At 37.3% G+C, this 24,131-nt stretch carries 22 protein-coding genes; 14 read left to right on the top strand and 8 right to left on the bottom strand.

From position 1 onward, the window contains the following. Positions 1–11: 11 nt before the first annotated feature. The 3 genes from guaA (at position 12) to OQZ33_RS19050 (ending at position 4,053) form a co-directional block, all read left to right on the top strand. Positions 12–1,541, top strand: coding sequence for a glutamine-hydrolyzing GMP synthase (guaA, locus tag OQZ33_RS19060; RefSeq protein WP_265800907.1), 1,530 nt, complete (start codon positions 12–14; stop codon positions 1,539–1,541). Positions 1,542–1,650: 109 nt separating this feature from the next. Then, positions 1,651–2,865 carry an ABC transporter substrate-binding protein gene (locus tag OQZ33_RS19055; protein ID WP_265800906.1) on the top strand — a complete coding sequence of 405 codons (1,215 nt, stop codon included), beginning with the start codon at positions 1,651–1,653 and terminating at the stop codon, positions 2,863–2,865. A 21-nt stretch (positions 2,866–2,886) separates the two neighbouring features. Then, a complete protein-coding gene (locus OQZ33_RS19050) occupies positions 2,887–4,053 on the top strand; it encodes an RsmB/NOP family class I SAM-dependent RNA methyltransferase (protein WP_265800905.1) in 1,167 nt (388 codons plus the stop codon). A gap of 423 nt (positions 4,054–4,476) precedes the next feature. Here OQZ33_RS19050 and OQZ33_RS19045 read toward each other — a convergent pair whose 3' ends face one another. The 4 genes from OQZ33_RS19045 to OQZ33_RS19030 form a co-directional block, all read right to left on the bottom strand. Next, the gene (locus tag OQZ33_RS19045; protein WP_265800903.1) at positions 4,477–5,058 is read right to left on the bottom strand and encodes a MarC family protein; all 582 of its coding nucleotides are present in this window, start codon (positions 5,056–5,058) and stop codon (positions 4,477–4,479) included. Positions 5,059–5,116: 58 nt separating this feature from the next. Further along, on the bottom strand, positions 5,117–6,454 hold the full coding sequence (locus tag OQZ33_RS19040) for a porin (protein ID WP_265800902.1): 1,338 nt from the start codon (positions 6,452–6,454) through the stop codon (positions 5,117–5,119). A gap of 95 nt (positions 6,455–6,549) precedes the next feature. Further along, complete coding sequence (locus tag OQZ33_RS19035) at positions 6,550–8,007, bottom strand: amino acid permease (RefSeq protein ID WP_265800901.1); 1,458 nt, start codon at positions 8,005–8,007, stop codon at positions 6,550–6,552. A gap of 130 nt (positions 8,008–8,137) precedes the next feature. Further along, the gene (locus OQZ33_RS19030; protein WP_265800899.1) at positions 8,138–10,384 is read right to left on the bottom strand and encodes a sodium-translocating pyrophosphatase; all 2,247 of its coding nucleotides are present in this window, start codon (positions 10,382–10,384) and stop codon (positions 8,138–8,140) included. 306 nt (positions 10,385–10,690) lie between these two features. Between OQZ33_RS19030 and OQZ33_RS19025 the strand changes: the two genes are divergently transcribed. The 5 genes from OQZ33_RS19025 to OQZ33_RS19005 all read left to right on the top strand — a co-directional run bounded on the left by OQZ33_RS19025 (position 10,691) and on the right by OQZ33_RS19005 (position 16,965). After that, positions 10,691–12,136 carry an APC family permease gene (locus tag OQZ33_RS19025; protein ID WP_265800898.1) on the top strand — a complete coding sequence of 482 codons (1,446 nt, stop codon included), beginning with the start codon at positions 10,691–10,693 and terminating at the stop codon, positions 12,134–12,136. Between the two features lie 434 nt (positions 12,137–12,570). Continuing rightward, positions 12,571–13,518 carry a TIGR01212 family radical SAM protein gene (locus OQZ33_RS19020; RefSeq protein ID WP_265800897.1) on the top strand — a complete coding sequence of 316 codons (948 nt, stop codon included), beginning with the start codon at positions 12,571–12,573 and terminating at the stop codon, positions 13,516–13,518. 346 nt (positions 13,519–13,864) lie between these two features. After that, positions 13,865–15,253 (top strand): ammonium transporter, encoded by a 1,389-nt coding sequence (locus tag OQZ33_RS19015; RefSeq protein ID WP_265800895.1) that lies wholly within the window; start codon positions 13,865–13,867, stop codon positions 15,251–15,253. Between the two features lie 37 nt (positions 15,254–15,290). Beyond that, positions 15,291–16,307: a porin gene (locus OQZ33_RS19010; RefSeq protein ID WP_265800893.1), complete on the top strand. Its 1,017-nt coding sequence runs from the start codon at positions 15,291–15,293 to the stop codon at positions 16,305–16,307. Between the two features lie 82 nt (positions 16,308–16,389). Then, on the top strand, positions 16,390–16,965 hold the full coding sequence (locus OQZ33_RS19005; protein ID WP_265800892.1) for a DUF4468 domain-containing protein: 576 nt from the start codon (positions 16,390–16,392) through the stop codon (positions 16,963–16,965). A 1-nt stretch (position 16,966) separates the two neighbouring features. On the opposite strand, the gene OQZ33_RS19000 is transcribed toward OQZ33_RS19005, so the two are convergent. The 3 genes from OQZ33_RS19000 to OQZ33_RS18990 are packed head-to-tail and all read right to left on the bottom strand — an operon-like array spanning position 16,967 to position 18,515. Beyond that, on the bottom strand, positions 16,967–17,434 hold the full coding sequence (locus tag OQZ33_RS19000) for an SRPBCC family protein (protein ID WP_265800891.1): 468 nt from the start codon (positions 17,432–17,434) through the stop codon (positions 16,967–16,969). A gap of 31 nt (positions 17,435–17,465) precedes the next feature. After that, positions 17,466–17,993 carry a TlpA family protein disulfide reductase gene (locus OQZ33_RS18995; RefSeq protein WP_265800890.1) on the bottom strand — a complete coding sequence of 176 codons (528 nt, stop codon included), beginning with the start codon at positions 17,991–17,993 and terminating at the stop codon, positions 17,466–17,468. A gap of 48 nt (positions 17,994–18,041) precedes the next feature. After that, positions 18,042–18,515: a ribonuclease H-like YkuK family protein gene (locus OQZ33_RS18990; RefSeq protein WP_265800889.1), complete on the bottom strand. Its 474-nt coding sequence runs from the start codon at positions 18,513–18,515 to the stop codon at positions 18,042–18,044. Positions 18,516–18,757: 242 nt separating this feature from the next. Between OQZ33_RS18990 and OQZ33_RS18985 the strand changes: the two genes are divergently transcribed. From OQZ33_RS18985 to OQZ33_RS18960, 6 genes are all read left to right on the top strand, one after another. Beyond that, positions 18,758–18,976 (top strand): hypothetical protein, encoded by a 219-nt coding sequence (locus OQZ33_RS18985; protein WP_265800888.1) that lies wholly within the window; start codon positions 18,758–18,760, stop codon positions 18,974–18,976. 43 nt (positions 18,977–19,019) lie between these two features. Continuing rightward, positions 19,020–20,324, top strand: a complete 1,305-nt coding sequence (locus OQZ33_RS18980; RefSeq protein ID WP_265800886.1) for a DEAD/DEAH box helicase — start codon at positions 19,020–19,022, stop codon at positions 20,322–20,324. Between the two features lie 86 nt (positions 20,325–20,410). After that, on the top strand, positions 20,411–20,641 hold the full coding sequence (locus OQZ33_RS18975) for a DUF1456 family protein (protein ID WP_047798500.1): 231 nt from the start codon (positions 20,411–20,413) through the stop codon (positions 20,639–20,641). 24 nt (positions 20,642–20,665) lie between these two features. Next, on the top strand, positions 20,666–21,388 hold the full coding sequence (locus tag OQZ33_RS18970) for a GDSL-type esterase/lipase family protein (protein ID WP_265800885.1): 723 nt from the start codon (positions 20,666–20,668) through the stop codon (positions 21,386–21,388). A gap of 175 nt (positions 21,389–21,563) precedes the next feature. Further along, positions 21,564–21,911, top strand: coding sequence for a hypothetical protein (locus OQZ33_RS18965; protein ID WP_265800884.1), 348 nt, complete (start codon positions 21,564–21,566; stop codon positions 21,909–21,911). Between the two features lie 18 nt (positions 21,912–21,929). After that, positions 21,930–22,322, top strand: coding sequence for a hypothetical protein (locus tag OQZ33_RS18960; RefSeq protein WP_265800883.1), 393 nt, complete (start codon positions 21,930–21,932; stop codon positions 22,320–22,322). 43 nt (positions 22,323–22,365) lie between these two features. On the opposite strand, the gene ettA is transcribed toward OQZ33_RS18960, so the two are convergent. Next, complete coding sequence (ettA, locus tag OQZ33_RS18955) at positions 22,366–24,045, bottom strand: energy-dependent translational throttle protein EttA (protein ID WP_265800881.1); 1,680 nt, start codon at positions 24,043–24,045, stop codon at positions 22,366–22,368. Between the last annotated feature and the right edge of the window lie 86 nt (positions 24,046–24,131).

The following is a 24,131-nucleotide window of genomic DNA, read 5'->3' as shown; positions in this document are numbered from 1 at the left end:
TATCTTTGCGGATGCAAGAAAAAATCATTATCGTCGATTTTGGTTCGCAATTTACACAACTCATCGCTCGTAGAGTTCGCGAACTAAATATTTACTGTGAAATATATCCATTCAACAATCTTCCTGAAATTACCGAGGATGTAAAAGGTGTTATCTTTTCAGGTAGCCCATATTCAGTTCGTCAGGATGATGCTCCACAAATTGATCTATCAAACTATCATACCAAATATCCATTATTGGCTGTATGTTATGGTGCCCAATATATTGCGCAACAAACTGGTGGTCAGGTTCGTGCTTCTTCAACACGCGAATATGGTCGTGCAAACTTAAGCTTTGTTAACCAGGAAAATAAACTTTTCAAGGGTATAAACATTGATTCTCAGGTTTGGATGAGCCATGGCGATACCATTACAGATTTGCCAGAAAATGCAGAATTAATTGCCAGCACAGAGAGCGTTAAGGTTGCCGCTTATCACATTAAAGATTCTAATACTTATGCGATACAATTTCACCCTGAAGTAACACACAGTATTGATGGAAAAGTTCTATTGGAGAACTTTCTGGTAGATATTTGTGGCTGTAGCCAGGATTGGACTTCAACAGCATTTATTGAAACCACCATTGCTGAACTGCAAGCTATACTAGGCAATGATAAAGTTGTTTTGGGCTTATCTGGCGGTGTTGATAGTAGTGTTGCTGCGGTTTTATTGCATAAAGCAATTGGTGCAAATTTACATTGCATCTTTGTTGATAATGGTTTGCTTCGTAAAGATGAATATGCTCAGGTATTAGAGCAATACAAACACATGGGTTTAAACATCAAAGGCATTGATGCTAAAGACCGATTTTTAAGTCAGCTAGCTGGTGTTACCGATCCTGAATTGAAACGTAAAGCCATTGGTCGTGTTTTCATTGAGGTTTTTGATGATGCTGCACACGAGGTAACTGGTGTAAACTGGTTAGGTCAGGGTACTATCTATCCTGATGTAATCGAGTCAATCTCTGTTAACGGTCCATCTGCTACTATAAAATCACATCATAATGTGGGTGGTTTGCCCGATTTTATGAAGTTAAAAGTTGTGGAGCCATTAAAAACATTGTTTAAAGATGAGGTAAGAAGAGTTGGTAAAGCTTTAGGTATTGATGATGTGATATTAGGTCGCCATCCTTTCCCTGGGCCAGGTTTAGGAATCCGTATTTTGGGAGAAGTTACAGCAGAGAAGGTTGCTATTTTACAAGATGCAGACGCGATTTATATCAACGAGCTTAAAGCTGCTGGCTTATACGATAAAGTTTGGCAGGCAGGTTCTATCTTTTTGCCGGTTCAATCGGTAGGGGTAATGGGCGATGAGCGTACTTACGAAAACGTAATTGCGCTTAGAGCTGTTGAATCAGTGGATGGCATGACAGCCGACTGGTGCCATTTGCCGTATCCATTATTGGCGAAGATTTCCAATGAAATTATCAATAAGGTTAAAGGAATTAATAGGGTGGTATACGATATCAGCTCGAAACCACCTGCAACTATTGAGTGGGAATAAGATTGGAGGATCCTGATTTTTAAATCTTAAAAATCATTTAAAACAAGTATTGGAGTATGCTAGCAAAGTGAATAAACTTTTGCTGGCATATTTTGTTAAAAAGATAGGTATGAATTTAAAAAACAGTTACTGGATATTACTTCTATTCACTTTGGTTTTGGGTGCTTGCTCACCGAAAATAAGAACACCCAAACCACCAACCAGCAAACCTGTTGAAAAGGAAAAACCTGAAGAAAAAAAGAAACCTGTAAACAAGTTTACTCAAGCTAGCATCTCATTATTAGCACCATTTAGACTTGATGAAATCAATTTAAAAACCGCTACCAAGGCAGATGTAGAAAAGTATGCAATGCCGATTGATTTTTATCAGGGATTTAAGCTTGGGATTGATTCAGCGGCTGCATCGGGACTAAACTTTAAATTGAATGTTTTTGACACACAGGATGATAATGCCCATATTTCGATGCTTTATAAAAATGAGCGTTTTAAACAAAGCAACTTAATTGTGGGGCCTGTTTTTCCTGATGGACAAAAATTTATTGCATCCTATTCCAAAGAAAATAATATCCCGGTAGTTTCGCCTTTAGCGGCTTCAAGTCCATTGGAATTCAATAATCCAAATCTGATTTCGATTGTTAATAATATCGATTTGCATGGCAAGAAAATAGCAAGCTACATCACCAGAAATTTCAACCCTGCTAATACGATTGTGGTTCTAATCAACCCTAGAAAAAGTGAGGATGAGCAGTTTGCTGCTCCTTTGAGAACATATTTGCAAAGTAATCCTAAATTTATTGTGCAGGAGTATGCATCGGCATATACCTTCGAAACCAAAATGATAAAAGGCAAACAATATGCAGTTATTGTTACTTCAGCGGATAGAGCCTTCGTTTTACCTACCGTAGAGAAACTGTATAAATTAAAAAATCTTCCTACAGGAGGTTATAATATAAACCTATTTGGTCATCCAAACTGGGTGAAACAAAATTATCCAACAGAAAAGGTACAGGCATTAAATACGATAGTGAGTTCATCCTATAAAATTGATTATAAAAGCACTGCTGTAACCTCATTTATAAAAAAATATCGGCGCCAATATGGCTTTGAGCCTGGAGAATATGCTTTTAAAGGTTTCGATATTGGGGTTTATTTCGGTAAACTGCTAGATCAGTACGGTGAAAATTATTTGGAGTACATGACCAAAGAAAAGTACAAAGGTTTACATAACAATTTTTCTTTTATTCATGATGAAAAATTAGGCTATATTAATACCAGTTTAATGCTTTTAAAGTATAAAAACTTTGCCCTAAATATTATCGAATAATATTATTACTTCCTGTTTTTTATGAGAGCTGATCATCAGTTACGTGCCTTCGAACAAATTTTAACCCATTACGATGGCAGTTTGCCACTGCATCGATTTTTACCTGGTTATTTTAAGCAAAATAAACAAATGGGTTCTTCCGATAGGCGATGGGCAACACGGCATGTTTACAGCTTTTTTAGATTGGGTAAAGCGCTTTTGCAATTGAATCAAGAGCAAAGGTTAAGCATTGCAGATTTTCTTTGCCATAACACGCTAAGTCCTATTGTAGAGAAGAACTTTCCAGAATTTATAGATCAAATACAACTTTCATTGCTGGAAAAGTTAGAAAAAGTCAAAGAGAAATTTCCAGCATTTGCATTAACAGATGTTTATCCTCACCACGAAAAGTTATCTGAAAGTTTAAATAAAGAAGATTTTTTCATATCATTCTTTACACAACCTGATTTATTCATCAGGGTTGCGGAAGGTCAGGCAGGACAGATTATTGATCAATTAAAAGGTAAAAATATTGATGTAAGACAGGTATCAAAAACCGCATTGGCTTTAGCCAACGGCACAAAGTTAGAAACCATTTTGAAAGAAGGATCTTATCAGGTTCAGGATTTATCTTCACAATATACTGGAGAATATTTTCTGCCTAACAAATGGGATAAATGGTGGGACTGTTGCGCGGCATCTGGTGGGAAAACCTTGCTTTTACACAGTCTGGAGCCCGTAATAGAGTTGTTAGTAAGTGATTTGCGAGAGTCTGTTCTATTGAATCTAGATGAGCGATTCCGTTTGGCAGGGATAAGGAAATACCATAAAAAAGAACTCGATCTTTTGAGAAATAATGATCAAATACTGCATCATTATCAATTCGACGGGATTATTTTAGACGCTCCATGCACAGGTTCGGGTACTTGGGGAAGAACGCCAGAAATGCTTACTTTTTTTGAAGAACGGAAGATAGATCAATTCGCCACGATACAAAAGGCTATTGCCACTAATGTGATTAAATATCTTAAGCCTGGAAAGCCTTTGGTTTACATTACCTGCTCCGCTTTTGCTGCCGAAAATGAAGATGTTGTTAATCACCTCCTGGAAACTTTACCCTTGACTTTAGAAAAAATGGAGCTTATTAAAGGTTATCAGAACAATGCTGATACGATGTTTGTGGCAAGATTGATTAAGCGCCAGGATTAATTAAGACTACTGGATTATTTTCAGATAATTTTTTGAACTTGTTTTAATGCACAGGTTATACATGCTCAAACCATGAATTGAAATTCTTTTTGACGTACTTCACTGCTTCGATTAAAACAGCAATCGCCCCAATTATTAATGTATATTCCTCAAAGCTGTTCATTTTCGTTAGCTTTATGTTTAGATCAATATACGAAATTATTGTTACAGATTCATTTTAGGATTGTCATTTAATACAATGATCGTCATTGCGAGGCACGAAGCAATCCTACAACTATAGCAGGTAGCGGTCACATTAAGATTGCTTCGTCGTTTCTTTTGGCAACGACGACTTGGCGTGTAATGAAAAAACCAAGCTTCCTCATCTGTTTTGCGGTATTGAACCTTGAGATAAATGGAGGTGACGAATCTTAAAAATAATCCCTAAAGCCCCGTATTATTCCTGAACAACTTAATTGCAATGGCTAACAAGATTACCCCAAACGCTTTGCGAAGGATATTTAATCCTGTTTTTCCAAATAATTTTTCCAATCTCTCCGTATTTTTCAAAACGAAGTAAACAAAAAGCATATTCAAAATAATGCCCACTAAAATGTTTTGCGTTTGATATTCAGTCTTTAGGGAGAGTAATGTTGTCATCGTTCCTGCACCTGCAATTAACGGGAAAGCCAGTGGTACGATCGAAACCGTTTCAGGAGCTTCTTCTTTAAAAATGGTCAAACCTAAAACCATTTCCATTGCAATAAAGAAAATTACAAATGAGCCCGCAATAGCAAATGATTCTACATCAAGCCCTATTACCCTAAGAAGCGATTCTCCTAAGAAAAGAAATAAAATCATCAGGGCTGTAGCTACGATAGAAGCTTTTTCTGATTCGATATGACCTGCTTTTTTGCGTAGTTCTATCACTACCGGAATTGAACCTAAAATATCGATAATGGCAAAAATAACCATTGTGGTGGTTAAAATTTGGTTGAAGTCGAATTTTAAAAAATCGAATTTCATAGGGTGCAATTTTAATAAAGGTAAGTCAATTTGTATTAAATCATTATCAACAAATTCTTTAGAAATAGAACTGGGTTCTTAAAGTAAACACATTGTCTTTTCTATCGTCTGTATAATCTGGTATTTGGGTCGATTCATTTTTAATGATATCGTAGTATAAAACCGCTTTAAAGTGTGGATTAAAATGGTGCAAAAAGCCGAAGCCAAAGGTATCAAAGCGAACGTCAGCAGCAGTTAAGCCTCTTTTTGCCGAGATATCCATCCCTTTAACTTTCGAATTGGGATCGTACCAGTCATATTTAAAAATAAGTTGATTATCGGTGCTATTTAAGGTTTGCACAAAAGTGAAATAAGCGCCATTAAAGTTTCTGGTATAATAAGGCAATGGGACTGATTTATTATCGACAGGGTAAGAGCCCGGCGTAGTAGAAGTTGTGGCCGTTGCAGATTGAAGCCCGGAAATCACCTCTGCTCTTAATTCCGATTTCCAGCTTTTAATTGATGTTGCAAGCTGGATGTCCACTCCATAATACTTCCTCGGAGCAACCTTGTTCATAGTTGAAGCAGAAGAATCTTTAACCATACTCAAAATGCCATTTTGATTATCTATCTTATAACTCACAGGCAAGCGATGGTTTAGCCCGCCTTGTAAGGTACTTATTCCGCCAGCAATGGATAAACCCACGCTTTTTATTTTATATGGCTTATGGCTTAGTCTTGCAATTACGTCTTTACTGTTATCAAATTCTCCGGGACCAGCCAAGCCTTGACCATTGTAAACGCCTAAATCGAGTACGAAATTTTTGAGCGTAGCGTCTTTCCATCTTGGATTAAAGGTAAAAGTAACGCCTAAATCACGTTCGGTCTTCATTAAAATCTGCGACATCCGCCCACGTTCTGGGGCTTCCCTTACTGAAGAGGAGAGTTGTAGTTCATTACCAAAAGGACGGCCGGAAAGACCCAATGTGATATAGAGCAATTTCCACTTGTTTTCGTAATAACGTCCCCAAAAATCCCTGATATTAACGCCCTGCTCAGTTCCATCGAATTGCAAAACAAAATAGGTAGATGGACTTTGGTCATCATTCAATATCATATAATCGGCCCTTAGCCTGCCTCTTCTTAAACGAAAACGATTATTGGTGAACTCGCCAAAATTGCCACCCTGATATTCTGCCTGTGTACCGTTCGTTTGAGCCACCTGAAACTGAGGTTGCATGTAACCGCTAAATGATAATGAACCATATTTCTTGGAGATGATTAACAGGTGATTCACCGTTGTAGAATCCATGATATCATTTATAGTGCGTTGTGCTAAAGCACTTGAAGAAATAACGAACAAAAATAAAATACCAATAATGTATTTACCAAATGCCGATAAAAATGGTTGGTTCATGTAGCTGATTTTCTGCAAAGGTATATCAATAAAATCTTTACCAAAATAAATGGCACAAAAAAGCCCCGATTTCTCGAGGCTTTAAATATTTATTTCTATAATTCAGGTTTTGGAGGATCAACTGGAGTAACCACTTTTCCTTTATTTCTGAGTACTGAATTTCCTTTTCCGTAGAAGAAGTAAATCGCTACACCTAAAGCCATCCAGATTGCTAAACGAATCCATGCTTCTAATGGTAATGACGACATTAAATAAACACAAACAATTACGCCCATAATTGGAACAAATGGCACCAACGGCGTTCTAAATGGTCTTGCTCTATCTGGATCAGTTTTACGTAACAACATTACACCGATACAAACCAATGAGAAAGCGAACAAAGTTCCTATTGATACCATGTGGCCTAAATCGGTTACCGGAACAAAACCAGCGAATATGCTCACAAAGAACATAAAGAAGATGTTGGTTTTAAATGGCGTTCTGAACTTAGAGTGAATGCTACTGAAGAATTTAGGCAATAAACCATCTTTAGACATGGTATAAAATACCCTTGATTGTCCCATTAACATTACCAGAATTACCGAAGTGTAACCTGCTAAAATGGCAATGATTAATCCCATCTGCAGCCAACTATATCCTGTTACTTTAAATGCAGTAGCTGCAGGCGATGCATCACCTTTAAAGATAGAATAAGGAACTAATCCCGTCATTACGTGTGCAAACAATACATAAAGTATAGTACAAACTACTAGTGAACCTAAAATACCTATTGGCATTCCTTTTTGAGGGTTTTTAGCTTCCTGAGCCGCTGTTGAAACAGCATCGAAACCAATAAAGGCGAAGAATACTAGAGCGGCACCAGCTGCGATGCCAGAGATACCAAATTCACCTTTAACACCTGTATTTTCGGGAATATATGGCGTGTGGTTAGCAGGATTGATAAATTTCCATCCAAGCGCAATAAATACAATTACAACAGTAACTTTTACAATTACCAAAATATTGTTAAGACTAGCTGATTCTTTAGTACCACGGATTAACATGAGTGATAATAATGAAACTATAACAACAGCAGGAAGGTTAATTCCGCCGCCATCAACTTCAGCAAAAGATTTTGTTAAATAGAGCGGCATTTCCATTCCGAACTCGTGGAGGAGTTTATTGAAATAGCCAGACCAGGATACACCAACTGTGGCCGCTCCAAGTGCATATTCCAATACCAAATCCCATCCAATTACCCAGGCCATAAATTCGCCCATGGTGGCGTAAGAGTAAGTATAAGCACTACCCGCAACCGGAATCATAGATGCAAATTCTGCATAACATAATCCAGCGAAAGCGCAGCCTACCGCAGCCAATACAAATGATAAGGTCACAGCCGGACCAGCGTGGTCTGCAGCAGCGATACCAGTTAAAGAGAATAAACCTGCCCCAATAATAGCTCCAATACCCAATGCAACAAGGCTCGTACTGCTTAGCGTACGTTTGAGTGTGCCCTCTCCACTTTCAGCAGATTCTGCTATAAGCACATCAATAGGCTTTTTTAGATTCATAATTCGTTTAGTCTTTTATGTTTGTTGATTTTATGATAATAAGCGGTAAACCTAAATAAAAATTGCGAAAAACAAAAAGGGATTTTGCTAAAAACCCCTTTTAAGTCCTAATCTCTCTATGATTTTACAGTTAGTGTGTTAAAGTATCGGTACTATTGATCAAAGTATCGTTAATTATATTGCCAGATGCATCGATTTTCTGCTGAATCTTAATTTCTTTCCTAACTTCCTGCTGATGATTGCTAGGGATTGCCTTAACTGCGATGTATGGAGCAATAACTAATGAAACAATCGACATCAATTTGATTAAAATGTTCATTGATGGTCCAGAAGTATCTTTGAAAGGATCGCCAACGGTATCGCCGGTCACCGAAGCTTTATGTGGTTCTGACTTTTTATAAAACATTTCGCCATTGATCATTACACCTTGCTCAAAAGATTTTTTGGCATTGTCCCAGGCACCACCAGCGTTACTCTGAAAAATTCCCATCAATACGCCCGTTACTGTAACCCCAGCCAACAAACCACCCAAAACTTCCGGCCCGAAAGCAAATCCAATAATAATAGGTGTAATCAGTGCGATTGCACCCGGAAGCATCATTTCTCTGATTGAAGCCTTTGTTGAAATGGCTACGCACTTTTCATATTCAGGCTTTGCTTTATACTCCATAATTCCTGGAATTTCACGAAACTGCCTGCGAACTTCTTGAACCATATCCATCGCAGCCTTTCCAACCGCCTGAATACACAATGCTGAGAAAATAAAAGGGATCATCCCGCCCACAAATAAGCCTGCCAGAACTGGTGCTTTGTAAATATCGATAGCGCTAATACCAGCAATTCCAACAAATGCAGCAAACAAAGCCAATGAAGTTAAAGCTGCAGAGGCGATAGCAAATCCTTTTCCAGTCGCTGCAGTAGTATTTCCAACTGCATCTAAATTATCTGTTCTTTCTCTAACTTCGGGAGGAAGCTGGCTCATTTCTGCAATACCACCTGCATTATCTGCAATCGGACCAAAAGCATCAATGGCCAGTTGCATGGCGGTAGTTGCCATCATTCCAGCAGCAGCAATAGCTACTCCGTATAGCCCGGCAAAGTAATAAGACGACATGATCCCACCAGCTAATACCAAAATAGGAATAACCGTCGATTTCATTCCGACAGATAAACCAGCAATGATATTTGTAGCATGACCAGTAGAAGACTGTTGGATAATTGAGTTTACGGGACCTTTACCCATAGCGGTGTAGTACTCGGTAACAATACTCATTATGGTGCCCACTACAAGGCCGACCATGATCGCATAGAAAACGTTTATACTAGAAAACTCGTATCCACGTAAATTCAAGGTTTCAGGCAACATCCATTTTACGATGAAGAATGAAGCAACTGCAGTGATGATAATCGAAGACCAGTTTCCCAGATTCAGCGCATTTTGAACATTTGATTTTTCATCTTTAATGGTAACAAACCAGGTTCCTATAATAGAAAAGATAATGCCTAACCCACAAATCACCATCGGCAAAAGGATAGGGGACATTCCGCCAAAATTATCTTTCACATCTATTTCCTGCCCTAAAACCATTGTTGCTAAAATGGTTGCTACATATGAGCCAAATAAATCGGCGCCCATTCCGGCAACGTCACCCACATTATCACCCACATTATCGGCAATTGTTGCCGGGTTACGTACATCATCCTCAGGAATGCCCGCTTCCACTTTACCCACTAAATCGGCACCTACATCGGCAGCTTTTGTGTAAATGCCACCACCTACACGGGCAAATAAAGCAATTGATTCAGCTCCTAACGAAAATCCCGTCAATACTTCGATAGCGGTTTTCATCTCTACGCTGTTAACCGAGACTACATTAAAATATTTTAAAAAGACGATGAATAGTCCACCTAGTCCCAACACTGCTAAGCCAGCCACACCTAATCCCATCACTGTTCCGCCGGTAAACGAAACTTTTAGCGCCTGTTTTAAGCTAGTCCTTGCAGCTTGCGTAGTTCTTACGTTAGCTTTAGTGGCCGATTTCATTCCGATATAACCAGCACTTGCAGAAAAGAATGCACCAATTAAAAATGAAATCGAGATAATCCAGCTAGAATGCATAGGAACACCATTGATTTCGGTAATGGTTCCTGAATAAGCAAGCAAAGCCGCTGTAAATACAGCAAAAATGCTCAAAACTTTCCATTCAGCTTTTAAGAAGGCCATTGCACCATCAGCGATATAGCCAGCAAGTTCCTGCATGTTTTTATCCCCTGCATCTTGCTTGTTTACCCAGGCGCTTTTAATCATCATCACAATTATTCCAACTAGGCCCAACGCCGGAATAGTGTAAATTAAGTTGTCTTGTAAAAAATTCATAGTTAATATTTGGTTATTGGTTTGTTGATATCAAGTTCATAAAATCACCCTCATCAGTAAAGAACATTGATTTTAGCATTTTGGTTATTAGTTAGCAATATAATAATTTTATTTCCTTGTGGTTAAATAAAATAATAGAGAATGAAGGAATGACTGAAGTGCGGAATTTTCAACACATTCTTAATGCTAAATGTCATTCAGGCATTTCATCTTCATCAAAATAATACAAAGCAAGAAGTTGCTTTATGTATTTTTATAAATAAATTAGCCGCTAACTACAACTAAAAACCAAACTAAAAATTTAAAATGGAAAATCTTCAGGAAAAGGGATCTACGAAAAGGAAATTAGGTCTTTTTGATGCTGCGATGTTGGTAATGGGATCAATGATTGGTAGCGGAATCTTCATTGTCAGTGCCGATATCATGAGAAACCTCGGCTCTGGCTATTGGTTAATTGTGGTTTGGGTAATTACCGGGGTAATGACGGTTGCTGCTGCAATTAGTTATGGGGAGTTATCGGCAATGTTTCCAAAAGCAGGAGGTCAATACACTTATCTCAAAGAAATTTTTGGTAAAATGATGGGCTTCCTTTACGGCTGGGGACTTTTTACAGTAATCCAAACGGGTACCATTGCAGCTGTTGCGGTAGCCTTCGGAAAATTTACCGCCTATTTAATACCCGCTTTAAATGATGCCGCTCCGATTTTTCAAAGTGGTGGATATAAAATTACCTGGATACAGATTTTAGCCATTGGTGTGATTTTATTGCTTACTTATATCAATACAAAAGGTGTAGAAAGCGGCAAAATATTGCAAAACATCTTTACAGGATCTAAAATAGTGGCTTTAATCGGCTTAATTATCTTAGGCTTTCTGTTGGTGAAGAGCAACTTCTGGTCTGAAAACATGAGCTTCGGTTGGGATGCTTTTAATAATCTTAAAACAGATTCGGCTGGCAATTTGACCAAATCGGGCTGGGAATCTATTTCCGGAATGACTATTATGGGTGGCATCGCCGCTGCAATGGTGGGCTCTGTATTTTCAAGTGTAGCATGGGAAAACGTAACCTTCGTTTCGGGAGAAATTGAAAATCCAAAGAAAAATGTAGTCCGATCAATGGTTTTGGGCACTTCGGCAGTAATGATTCTTTATCTATTGGTTAACTTTATTTATCTGAATACCTTAGGTAGAGATAGTATTGCATTTGCTGCTAATGATCGGGTTGCTGTTGCTGCATCCGAACAAATTTTCGGAAGTGGGATCGGAACAATTGTAATGGCTGTTCTGGTAATGGTTTCTACATTCGGCTGTGTAAATGGTATCGTGCTGGCAGGAGCAAGGGTTTTTCAAACCATGGCACAAGACGGAATGTTTTTTAAAGCTGCTCTTGAAAACAATAAAAACGGAGTGCCTGAAAAATCACTTTGGATGCAAGGAATATGGGCCTCGGTTTTATGTTTGAGCGGCCAATACGGCAACTTATTAGATATGATTTCTTTTGTTATCGTGCTATTTTATATGATCACCGTTTTTGGCGTTATATATTTAAGATTGAAGCAACCCCATTTAGAAAGGCCATATAAAACTTGGTTATATCCAATAACGCCAATTGTTTACTTATTAATTGGTGCTGCATTTTGCATCTTGCTTTTGATATATAAACAACAATATACCTGGCCTGGGCTTATCATTGTTTTACTTGGTGTTCCGGTATATTTCTTTATCAATAGAACAAAAGAAGGTTCAGTTTAAAGTTGATATTAAAAAGTTAACATTGTAAGGGAGCAGATTTATTTGCTCCTTTTTGTAGAATAATGTCTGTAAGCTATTTTTTTATTCGAAAGCAGGTTTCTGTGTCCATCGGTTTCCGAGGTCCCGCCTTCACTCCAATCTTTTTATTTAAACCTTATAGGTTTTCAAACGGCTACGCCGAAACCTATAAGGTTTATAAAAAGGATTTCCGCAACAGTCGGGTTTAATCAATTTCAACAATTGCATGAAACTAAATCCGTGAACCAGACGGCATAAAAATCCATTTTACTTTTAATGATTGCTTGCCACGGTAGCCAGACGGGAAATCCCCCATTCAAATGGAATACTGTTTTGATTTTTAATATTTATGATCGATATGTAAACTTAAAAGCTAAAAACTTATACTATAAATCTATTTGTGTATTTTTGCGACGATGGGAACACAGGTTGATTTAGGTATAAAAGGATATAAAAATTATGGCACACATCTACGTGAAAAATATAACGGCCAGCGTGTATTTAAAGTAATCGTAGATGGTGGTTTTACCTGCCCTAACAGAGATGGTAGTAAAGGTTTTGGTGGCTGTACTTATTGCAATGTAGATTCTTTTACGCCCGAGCCGTCACGCAAGATGCCTACCATTAGGGAGCAATTGGAGGAGGGAATTAAGCGTGCTAGAACCAGTTACAAAGCCGATAAGTTTATCGTTTACTTCCAGCCGAACACCAATACCTATGCGCCAACACATTATTTAAAGATGATGTATGATGAAGCACTTTCAGTAAATACAGAAGATATTGTTGGTTTTTCGGTAGGCACTCGTCCCGATTGTATTGACGCAGAAAAAGTGGCTTTGCTGGAAAGTTACGCCGATCGTTTCGACGTTGATTTGGAAATGGGAATGGAATCCATTTATGATGAAACTTTAGAACAGATTAACAGAGGCTGCAGTCATGGAGAATTTGTAGCCGCAGTTAAGCTCCTGGAAAATAGTAAACTTGAGCTTTGTGTGCACACCATCTTTGGTTTCCCCTGGGAAACTAAGGAAATGATGCATGGCTATATTCATGAAATCAATCGTTTCCCTCAAATTAAGTTTGTTAAATTTCACCACCTTCATATTGTGGAGGGTTCTATAATGGGTGCGAAATATAAAAAAGAACCCTTTAAGCTTTTTACCCTAGAAGAATATACAGATTTGCTCTGCGAACTTATTCCGATGCTACGGCCAGATATTGTAATTCAGCGTTTATTTGGAATTTCCGATTGGGATTTGCTAATTGCGCCAAATTGGGGGTTAAATAAATCGGCAATTCAAACATATATAGATAAAGCGCTAGAAAAAAGAGAGGTTGTTCAGGGTTCTCTTTATTTAGGTTAATTATTTACCTTTTATTAGCTTTTTTATTAAATCCTGCGAATTATCGTAGGATTTTTTTTGTTTTTACGGCTTTAATGTGATAATATTCTTCAAAAAATTGATAAAAACTTGTTATTCTTTCAAAATATCCGATTTTGTTTTTGTTAAAATGCGCCTATAAAAGGTATCGTTTTTTGTTATCGTTTCATTTTTAGCGTTGTTTTTTGCTGTGTTTTATAAAAATTTGTTGTTTTTGTTATAATTATTTAATTAAATGATGTAAAAATTACAATATGTCGTATTTTTATAGAAATAATTATTGAATTATTAAGAGATTTATTAAAACAAACAAATTAAACTAAAAAACATGAGTAAATTTTCCCTCAAACAGTATGCGCCCTTCGCAGTCTTAATGATTGTGGCAATTGCGGCACTATTTATTCCTTTACTTCCAAATTTTGACGATGGAAAATACAGTGCACCTGATATTGCCTTCGTTTTAATTTCGGCAGCTTTGGTGTTTTTAATGACTCCTGGTCTTGCATTTTTCTATGGTGGTATGGTTCACCGTAAAAATGTACTATCAACTATGATTAAAAGTGTAGTTGCTGCGGGGGTTATTACTGTTCTTTGGACAGTTGTAGGTTTCAGTCTAGCGTTTGGAGAATCAATAGGTGGATTTATTGGAAATCCTTCAACTTATTTGTTCTTTCAAGGTGTAAACTCTGGACCAGCTTGGGGTACTATTCCTTTATCGCTTTTCGCTGTGTTCCAACTTATGTTCGCCATCATCACTCCAGGTTTGGTTGTTGGTGCTGTAGCTGAACGTATCAAATTTACCTCTTACATTTTGTTTATTGTATTGTTTGCCATTTTCGTTTACTCGCCATTGGCACACTGGACATGGTCGCCAGAAGGATTCTTATTAAAAATGGGTGTTCTCGATTTTGCCGGTGGTACAGTTGTTCACATTTCAGCTGGTATGGCAGCTTTAGCGGGGGCATTGGTATTAAAACGTAGAAAATCTCACTTAGAGCATAAAGAAGTTCCGCCTGCAAATATTCCTTACGTATTAATTGGTACAGGTTTACTTTGGTTCGGTTGGTTCGGCTTTAACGCAGGTTCGGCTTTAGGAGCAAACTCTTTAGCAGTTTCAGCTTTCTTAACCACAAATACTGCGGCAGGTGCGGCAGGTTTATCATGGATGTTCTTTGATGTAGCGAGAGGCAAAAAACCATCCGTTCTAGGTTTCTGTATTGGCGCAGTAGTTGGTTTAGTAGCCATTACTCCAGGTGCTGGTTTTGTAAGTATTCCTTCAAGTATCTTTATTGGTGTTATCGCGTCAGTAATCTCTAACCTGGTTGTTTCATGGAAACAAAAAACAAGCTTAGATGATACTTTGGATGTATTTCCTTGCCACGGTGTTGGTGGTATTGTTGGGATGATTTTAACAGGTGTTTTCGCAACAAAAACGGTAAACAGCATTGGTGCTGATGGTTTATTGTATGGCGGTACTGAGTTTTTCTTTACTCAGATTAAAGGTGCTGTAATCGTAATCATCTTCAGTTTTGTGGTGTCTTTCATCATCTTTAAATTTATCAACTTAATCCAACCAATTCGTGTATCAGAAGAGGAAGAAGAAATGGGACTTGATGAATCGCAACATAATGAAAAGTATTCTCAAGGTACATTGTTAGTGGAAGAGAGAGCTATCTACATTGAAAAAAATAGCCCTTTAACAGAACCAATAGCCTAACCTTCTATTAATATCTAAACCCAAATAAAGCTCAAACATGAAGAAATTTTTAACTGCTATTTTCGCAATGGCCAGCGCTAGCTGCGCCCTCGCTCAAGAAACGCCAACATCTCCACTCGAAATTTCGGGCTCGGTTGATACCTATTTTAAGTACGATTTTGCTAAACAAACCAATATCGGAACTTCATTTGCATCAGATCATAATTCAGTATCATTAGGGATGATTGATTTGGTTTTGAAGAAAAAAACCGGAAAAGCATCATTCGTAGGTGAACTTTCATTCGGACCAAGAGGCCAAACCCAATCAATTTTAGATGCTTCTGATGATGGATCATCTTTCCATATCCAAAACTTATACGTAAACTACGATTTTACAGATCAGTTTTCTATGACGGCAGGTTACATGGGAACATTTATTGGTTATGAAGTAATATCTCCGGTAGGAAATTTTAACTATTCTACTTCGTACTTATTCACCAATGGCCCTTTCCAAAATGCGGGAATTAAAGCAACCTATAAATTCTCTGATAAAGTAAGTTTAATGGCTGGTTTATTCAACGATTGGAATGTTTATACGGCAACTCGTGGCGTATCAAGTATTGGTGGTCAGTTAATGGTTTCGCCTGTTGAGGGCTGGACTGCATATTTGAACGTATTATCTGGTGCTGGTGGTGGTGGTTATGGAACAATTGCTGATTTAACTACTGCTTATCAAATTACAGATAAGTTCAAGTTGGGTTTAAACGCAGCCAACTATGATATCAATGATGATGCTGGCGGCTATGCTGGTGCAGCACTATATCCTCAATATGCATTTACAGATGCAGTTGCATTGGGTTTAAGAGGTGAGTATTTTAAATACAAAAATGTAAGTGGTATTGAGGGTGACAAGTATACTTCAGTTACGCTAACAGCCAACATAAAATCTGGAGGCTTAACTTTCATTCCCGAGGTTAGATTAGATCATAGCGGAACTAAACCATTTGCAAAGGAAAATGGAATGGCTGCTCCAAATGCCGGGCAGTTTTCATTAGCAGCAGTTTACGCTTTCTAAAGGCAATCAATATTTACCAAGCCGCCAGTCCATCTAAACTGGCGGCTTTTTTTTACCTTAAGTTCCGATTAACACCATTAATATGAAATATACACTCGCAATTTTTCTCTTACTTTTAACAATTGAGCTCTCGGCTCAGGAAAAGCAATTTCCTAAAGATGAAAATGGTAAGTTTAATTATTATAAAGTTGTTGATTCTCAAAACCTTGATAAGGCAGTGTTGATAGATCGGGCAACAGATTTTTTTTCTGCTAACAAAAATTCATTAAAAATAACAGAGCGCACAGATACTTCTATTTTAGCTACAGGAAAATTAATAATCGATAAAACTGTTTTAGTTGTTGGTCATCCTAGCGGCGAACTAAATTATAATTTTTCTTTCCAGGTTAAGGAAGGGAAGTATCGCTATTGGTTAACTGATTTTACCTACATTCCTTATCAAAGAGATCGCTATGGTAATTTCGTAGCCAAAACAAACGTTGCTACGCCACTCGAAAAGCAAGCGGATAAATTAAACGCAGGGTCTTGGAGAGATGTTCAAGCCGGAGCCTATGCAAAAGTTGCAAAATTAAGTGAGGCGTTTAAAAAGTATTTGGCTACAGATAAAAAAGCACCAGTACCTGCAAAAGAAAAAACCATCTCTACCAAGAAGTGGTAGGTTATGGTTTACCAAAAAGTGCTTCTGCCTTTTGGTAACGAAAATCAAATATACCCTTGATTTTGTTCTTCACCACAAGTGCATTTGCTACATTACCGATTGGCCCCCAACCTACGCTGTAATGCAAAATATCATGCATTAAAACACCGCTATCTATTGGTTTAAAATGGTGCTGATGATGCCAGAAGGCAAATGGCCCAAAGCGCTGCTCGTCTATAAAATATTCCTGGTCTTTTACGTGGGTAATCTCCGTAACCCAGTCGAGCTTTATTCCCAAAAGCGGCGATACCTTGTAAGTGATAATCAAACCTGGATACATCTTTGTGTTCTCCATATTAGGCGAAGTAACATCGAAAGTCATATCAGCTGGAGTAATTTCTGCCAGATTTAACGGCGAAGAGAAAAAATCCCAGGCTTTTTCTATGGTAATGGGAAGTTTTTGAGTGAATTCTGTCCTATGTAATTTCAAATCAGATTTTTATACATAAACACATTCAGCGTTATTTTGTGTTAGCTGCAGCATTCAATTTATCGTCGATCAATTTTACCAGGCTCTGAAATTCTTTTTCTTCGTAGCCAATAGATTGATAAATGATCTTCCCATTTTGATCAATCAAAATGTTTCGAGGGATAGATTGTTTTGCGAATTTGCTGAAAATACTTCTGTCTACATCAGGAAGAATAGGAAATGTGAAACCTCGTTTCGTTTTATAGGGTATCAATTTGTCCCATCCTTCCTCTCTTCCAAATACAAAAAATTGAAAGTTTTTGTCGTTTTTATGCTTATCCCAAATTTGTTTTTGCACCAGTGGCAACTCGGTATTGCAGGGTGGGCACCAGGTGGCAAAAAGGTTAATTAAAATTAATTTACCCTTAAAATCGGCTAAATCTACAATTTTGCCTTTTTCGATTTCGAATGTAAAAGTAGGCGCTGTATCGCCAACTTTTGTGTACGAGCCTTCATCGCTTGTCTGCGCAAATGTGTTAATCGAAAAAGCCAGAGATAATAAAAGGAATATCTTCTTCATACAAAATGATTTATGTTAAAGATACTCTTATAAATTTTCTTTGCAAAACTAGTGTACCATTTTATCTGCGCAGGTGGAGCTGGCAAATGCTTCAGGTTTGGCTTTGAAAATAAAGCCCATACTTAAAATATATCCCATGGCATCGTTTAGTGCCTTGTTCGATTTGAAAGAAGGATTGGTGTTAATATCTGCATGAACTTCCAGAGCAACATCATAAATATCCAGCAAATCGCAAATAGAATAAGCGGTTTCGATTGATTTTTGAACCTCCATCAACATTCTTTCTTTTATACCCACTTGTTGAGTGCTGTTTTCCTGATGGATGTACATGAAGCCTCCATGATGCTCTCTTAGCAGTACGATAACCGTTGCAAAATCGGTTGTTAGTCCCTTAACTTGCGAATCGGTTCCGATACAGACTTTCAGTTTGTAGCCATTTTCTGTTTCTCGGATAATGGCTTGCTCTACTTCTTCAAGGATAGAAGATTGGATGATTTCTCCACTAAATTTTTTCCAGGTCATACACTAAGTTGTTTTTTAAGGTTAATTCCAAAGGAATCCCTTTGGCACAAATGGTACTTTGGTTTATATAAAAATAGGAGCTAGAAATTAAATTGATGTTAAGCTAGGTTGTTTATTTGTTAACAAAAACTTAGTTTTCAACAAGTTAAGTGTTTTAATTGTGATTAATATCAATTGATTCATATTAATTACAACTTAACGAACGTTTTATTTGTTACATGTCATATTAAAAACCAATGATTATGAGAGCAGAATTAATTCAAGAACCTCAGCTTTTGCAAAACAGCAGAGCCAATAAATTTGCGGATGATTTAACTGATAGATTAAAATCATCTGTTGATCTTGTAACAGAAAAAGTTAATTCATCAATGGCCAAACGTGGTAGGATGTTAATGTTATTGGAAAAACGCTTCAGCTTTTCTGCTATTAGAAAACTTAAATCAAGGCTGTTTAAGTTCTAATTGAATTTTATCAGGGCCAATCGAAATGCTTATCTTTGGCGAAATGATAGAGGACGCCTTAAAAAGATTAAATATTACCAAGCTTAATGAGATGCAGGAGGCTGCTTTAAAGGCAGTAAAATCCGGCAACGATGTATTGCTGATTGCGCCAACCGGATCTGGCAAGACCTTGGCATTTCTATTGCCCTTGCTGCAAAAATTAAAACCCGAAGTTAAAGGCGTTCAAGCCATGATTTTGGTGCCTTCAAGAGAACTTGCTTTGCAAATTGAGCAGGTTTTTAAACAAATGGGAAGTCCATTTAAGGTTAATTGTTGCTATGGAGGACATGCCGTTCGAGTAGAAAAGAATAACCTGACTCATCCACCGGCTGTATTAATCGGTACGCCAGGTCGGATTGCTTATCATTTAGAACACCAGAATTTTGATGAATCTTTCGTCGAAAATTTAATTCTGGATGAGTTTGATAAATCTTTGGAGTTTGGTTTCGAATCGGATATGTCTTACATCATCGGTAAGCTTTTATCTTTGAAGCAACGAATTCTTACTTCGGCTACAAAAATGGAAGAGATTCCTGCTTTTGTTAAATTGAAGAATCCTGTGGATATTGATTTTTCTACAAACTTAAAAGCCAAGCCAGATTTAATATTGAAAAAGGTAACGGCACCAGCAGCAGATAAATTGGAAATCGTATTTAGGTTATTAAGTAAGATAGGGAACAAAAATACGCTGGTGTTCTGTAATCACCGTGAAACGGTAGATCGAATTAGTGATATTTTGTTTGAGCATGGTTTAGGACATGATGTTTTTCATGGCGGAATGGAGCAGATTGATAGGGAGAAAGCACTATTGAAATTCAGAAACGGCAGTCACAAAATTTTAATTACAACTGATTTGGCCGCCCGTGGGCTCGATATCCCTGAAATTGAACACATCGTTCACTATCAGCTGCCCTATACTGAAGATGCCTATATTCATCGAAATGGACGTACAGCCAGGATGCATGCAAAGGGAACTGCCTATGCTGTAATTACCCCTGAAGAAAATTATAAGTATCTTCCAGAAAATATAGAAGAGGAAGAGCTTAAAGACAATTATGCTATTCCGGAAGCCAGTGATTGGGTAACATTGTATTTGGCACACGGAAAAAAAGATAAAATTAATAAAATAGATATAGTAGGTTTATTCTTGCAAAAAGGTGGACTTGCCAAAGAGGAATTGGGATTAATAGAAGTGAAAGATACCACAAGCTATGTAGCTGTAAAGCGAGCGAAAGCTGATCTATTGCTGCGCACATTGGCTGGCGAGAAAATTAAAGGAAAGAAATTAAAACTGGAGATAGCGAGTTAGCTGAAGGTTGAAGGTTAAATAGAATTGGGCAGTAAAGTTAGGTGTATAATTCAATCATTCACTCATTCAATAATTAAAAACAAAACATGAGCAATAACGATATTTTAAAAAAATTGAGAGTCGCACTGTCATTAAAAACGGAAGATATTATTACCATTTGCGATTTAGTTGGATTTAAAGTTACAAAAGCTGAATTGGGCGATATTTTTAGAAATGAAGACCATGAAAATTTCAAGCCCTGTGGAGATCAGATTTTGCGTAATTTCTTAAATGGTTTGGTAATCTATAAAAGAGGCCCTAGAGAAGAGAAAAAGTAAATCGATTAACAACATTCCATGTTAATGAAAATTAAGATATTAATATTCCTATTTGCCTTAAGCTCTGTAACCTTATTTGCCCAACAATCCGATCCAAATAAAAAGGAGGATTTTTCCGACGATTGGGCGGCGCTTTCCAAATATAAGCGAGAAAACGAATTGTTGGCCCCGACAGCAAAAGGCGAGAAAAGAGTGGTGTTTTTAGGTAGTTCAATATTCGAATTCTGGAAACAGAAAGATCCCGAATATTTTAAGCGCAACCCCTATATAGATAGAGGAATAAGCGGACAAATCTCTCCCCAATTATTGATTAGGTTTAGGCAGGATGTTATTAACCTGAAACCGAAGGCAGTTATTATTTTAGCAGGTAGCAATGATTTGGCTGGAAACAAGGGACACGTAAGCAATGAAACGGTTTTAAACAACATCAAATCAATGGCCGAATTGGCGAAGAAAAATCATATTAAGGTTATTCTCTGCAAATATTTGCCCATTTACGAGTACCCTTGGAATAAAAATTTAAAAGGTGTGGCAGATCAGATTATTTCGCTTAATGATGAAATTGTTGCCTATGCAAAAGCCAATCATTTTACTATTTTGGATTATTGGACACCATTGGTAGACGAAAGAAATGGACAAAAAGCCGAATATACTGAAGATGGAGTACATCCGAATTTCGCTGGTTACAAGGTGATGGAAACCGTAACAGAACAAGCAATAGATAAAATCTTAAGAAGAAGAAAATAAAATAAACCCATGGCTAACCGTCATGGGTTTATTTTTTTATTTAAACTTTCAATAATATTTGAAAATACAGGAAATAGTATTTATATTTACTTCATCAAAATGAAAGTATGTGGATTTATTGCTACTGAATTTTGATTGGATAGCATGGGGTTGATAATCATTAAAAGCTGGTAAAATGAATTACAATTTATTAGGTTACGGCATCTTCATTTCAGTAATTGTTTTTATCATCGTTATAGTGGGAAAAATTTGCTATCGATACGGTAATATTTTTGTCGCTGCACTGATTCCTGATCATTTGGAATTGTGCCAACAAATTAACAAATCACTTTTGGTTTCTTACTATTTGGTTAATATCGGCTATTGCGCTATGACGCTCATAAGCTGGGAAACCATTAACAACCCTCTGCAACTCGCAGAAGTTTTGGCTAGCAAAGTGGCCACAATCATCTGCATACTTTCAATATTACATTATTCGAATATTTTTTTGCTTACCAATACCATTCATAAATTAATTAAATAACAATCTAAAAATTTAGTCATGGAAACTACCAAAATTTTAATCGGTTATGCTGTCTATTTACCAGTAGCACTTTTCTTAACTTTTTATGTTTCAAAAACATTATTTAAAAATAGTAAGATTTACATGCTCGATATTTTTAAAGGAAGAGAGGAGATTGCAAATGCAACAAATAAACTTTTCGAAACAGGATTTTATTTATTGAATGTTGGTTTTGCGCTTTTAATCATGAAAATAACCATCTACTCCAATAGCTATCAGGACTTAGTTGAAGCTTTAAGCTCTAAAATCGGTGGATTTTCTATTTACCTAGGAATTATGCTGTTTCTTAATCTTTATTTCTTTTTTAGAGGAAAGAGAAAAGCTAAGGAAAGTCAGCAACCGAATGTTCCGTTTATTACAAGTTCACATTAAATTGATAAAAAAAAAGTCCCGATTTTACTCGGGACTTTTTGTACTAGTTTAACTTTTTATATCTAATTCGTTTCGGAGCTACATCTCCCAGGCGTTTCTTTCTATTTTCCTCGTAATCAGAATAATTTCCTTCGAAGAAATAAACTTCAGAATTGCCTTCAAAAGCTAAAATGTGTGTACAAATCCTGTCTAAAAACCACCTATCGTGACTGATGACTACAGCACAACCACCAAAGTTTTCTAAAGCTTCTTCTAATGCGCGTAAAGTGTTTACATCAATATCATTCGTCGGCTCATCGAGCAAAAGTACGTTTGCACCCTTCTTTAAAGTAATGGCCAGGTGAACTCGATTACGTTCTCCACCCGATAAAATACCTACTTTTTTCTGTTGATCGCCCCCGTTGAAATTGAATTTTGAAACATAAGCTCGGCCGTTAACGGCTTTGGTTCCCAATTGAATGTTATCCAAACCATCGGTAATGTTTTCGTAAACGGTTTTATCTGCATCCAAATCATTGTGCATTTGATCTACATAACCCAGCTCAACAGTTTCACCCACACGGAAGGTTCCATTATCAGGTTCTTCCTGTCCGGTAATTAAGCGGAATAAAGTAGTTTTACCTGCACCATTTGGACCGATAATGCCGACAATACCAGCCGGTGGCAACGAAAAGTTTAAGTTATCAAACAAAACTTTATCGCCATAAGCTTTAGTTACATTCGTTGCTTCGATTACCACGTTCCCCAAGCGAGGACCCGCAGGGATGAAAAGCTCCAGTTTATCTTCTCTTTCTTTTCCATCCTCAGATGCCAGCTTGTCATAATTTGCTAAACGAGCCTTAGATTTTGCATGACGTGCTTTTGGTGCCATACGTACCCATTCCAACTCACGCTCTAAAGCTTTTTGACGTTTACTTTCTGTTTTATCTTCTTGTGCCAAACGTTTGGCCTTCTGATCTAGCCATGATGAATAATTGCCTTTCCAAGGAATACCTTCACCGCGATCCAACTCCAAAATCCATCCGGCTACGTTGTCTAGGAAATACCTATCGTGGGTTACGGCGATAACGGTTCCTTCGTAGTTTTGTAAGAATTGCTCTAACCAATAGATACTTTCTGCATCCAAGTGGTTGGTTGGCTCATCCAATAATAAAACATCAGGCTTTTGAAGCAATAAGCGACACATGGCCACACGGCGACGTTCACCACCTGAAAGTACGCCGATTTTCGTTTCCGGATCAGGGCAGCGCAAAGCATCCATTGCTCTTTCTAATCTCGAATCGATTTCCCAGGCACCTAAAGCATCGATTTTATCTTGTAGTTCGCCTTGACGAGCCATTAATTTATCCATCTTATCGGCGTCAGAATAATTTTCTTCCAAGCCGAAAGCTTCATTTACTTCTTCGTATTCTTTTAAAATAGCAGTCACTTCTGCAACACCTTCTTCAACCACTTCCCGTACTGTTTTCTCAGGATCAAGAATTGGTTCCTGCGCAAGATAACCTACAGAGTAACCTGGCGAAAAAACAACTTCGCCCTGTATCGATTTATCTAAGCCAGCAATAATTTTAAGTAAAGATGATTTACCAGAACCGTTTAAACCGACAACGCCAATTTTAGCACCGTAGAAAAATGATAAGTAAATATTTTTTAAAACCTGTTTTTGTGGTGGATAGATTTTACTCACTCCAGCCATTGAAAAGATTATTTTTTCGTCAGACATAATGGAATTTTATTTCTGCAAAGATGCTTATTTTGAAACAAAAATCTAAGCGATAGCTAGAATTAGTATACCAAAAAAAATGGCCG

This window comes from Pedobacter sp. MC2016-05, from assembly GCF_026239735.1.
GTDB lineage: Bacteria > Bacteroidota > Bacteroidia > Sphingobacteriales > Sphingobacteriaceae > Pedobacter.
The sequence above is the reverse complement of the archived record's forward strand: the minus strand, read 5'-3'. Positions and strand labels throughout refer to the sequence as shown.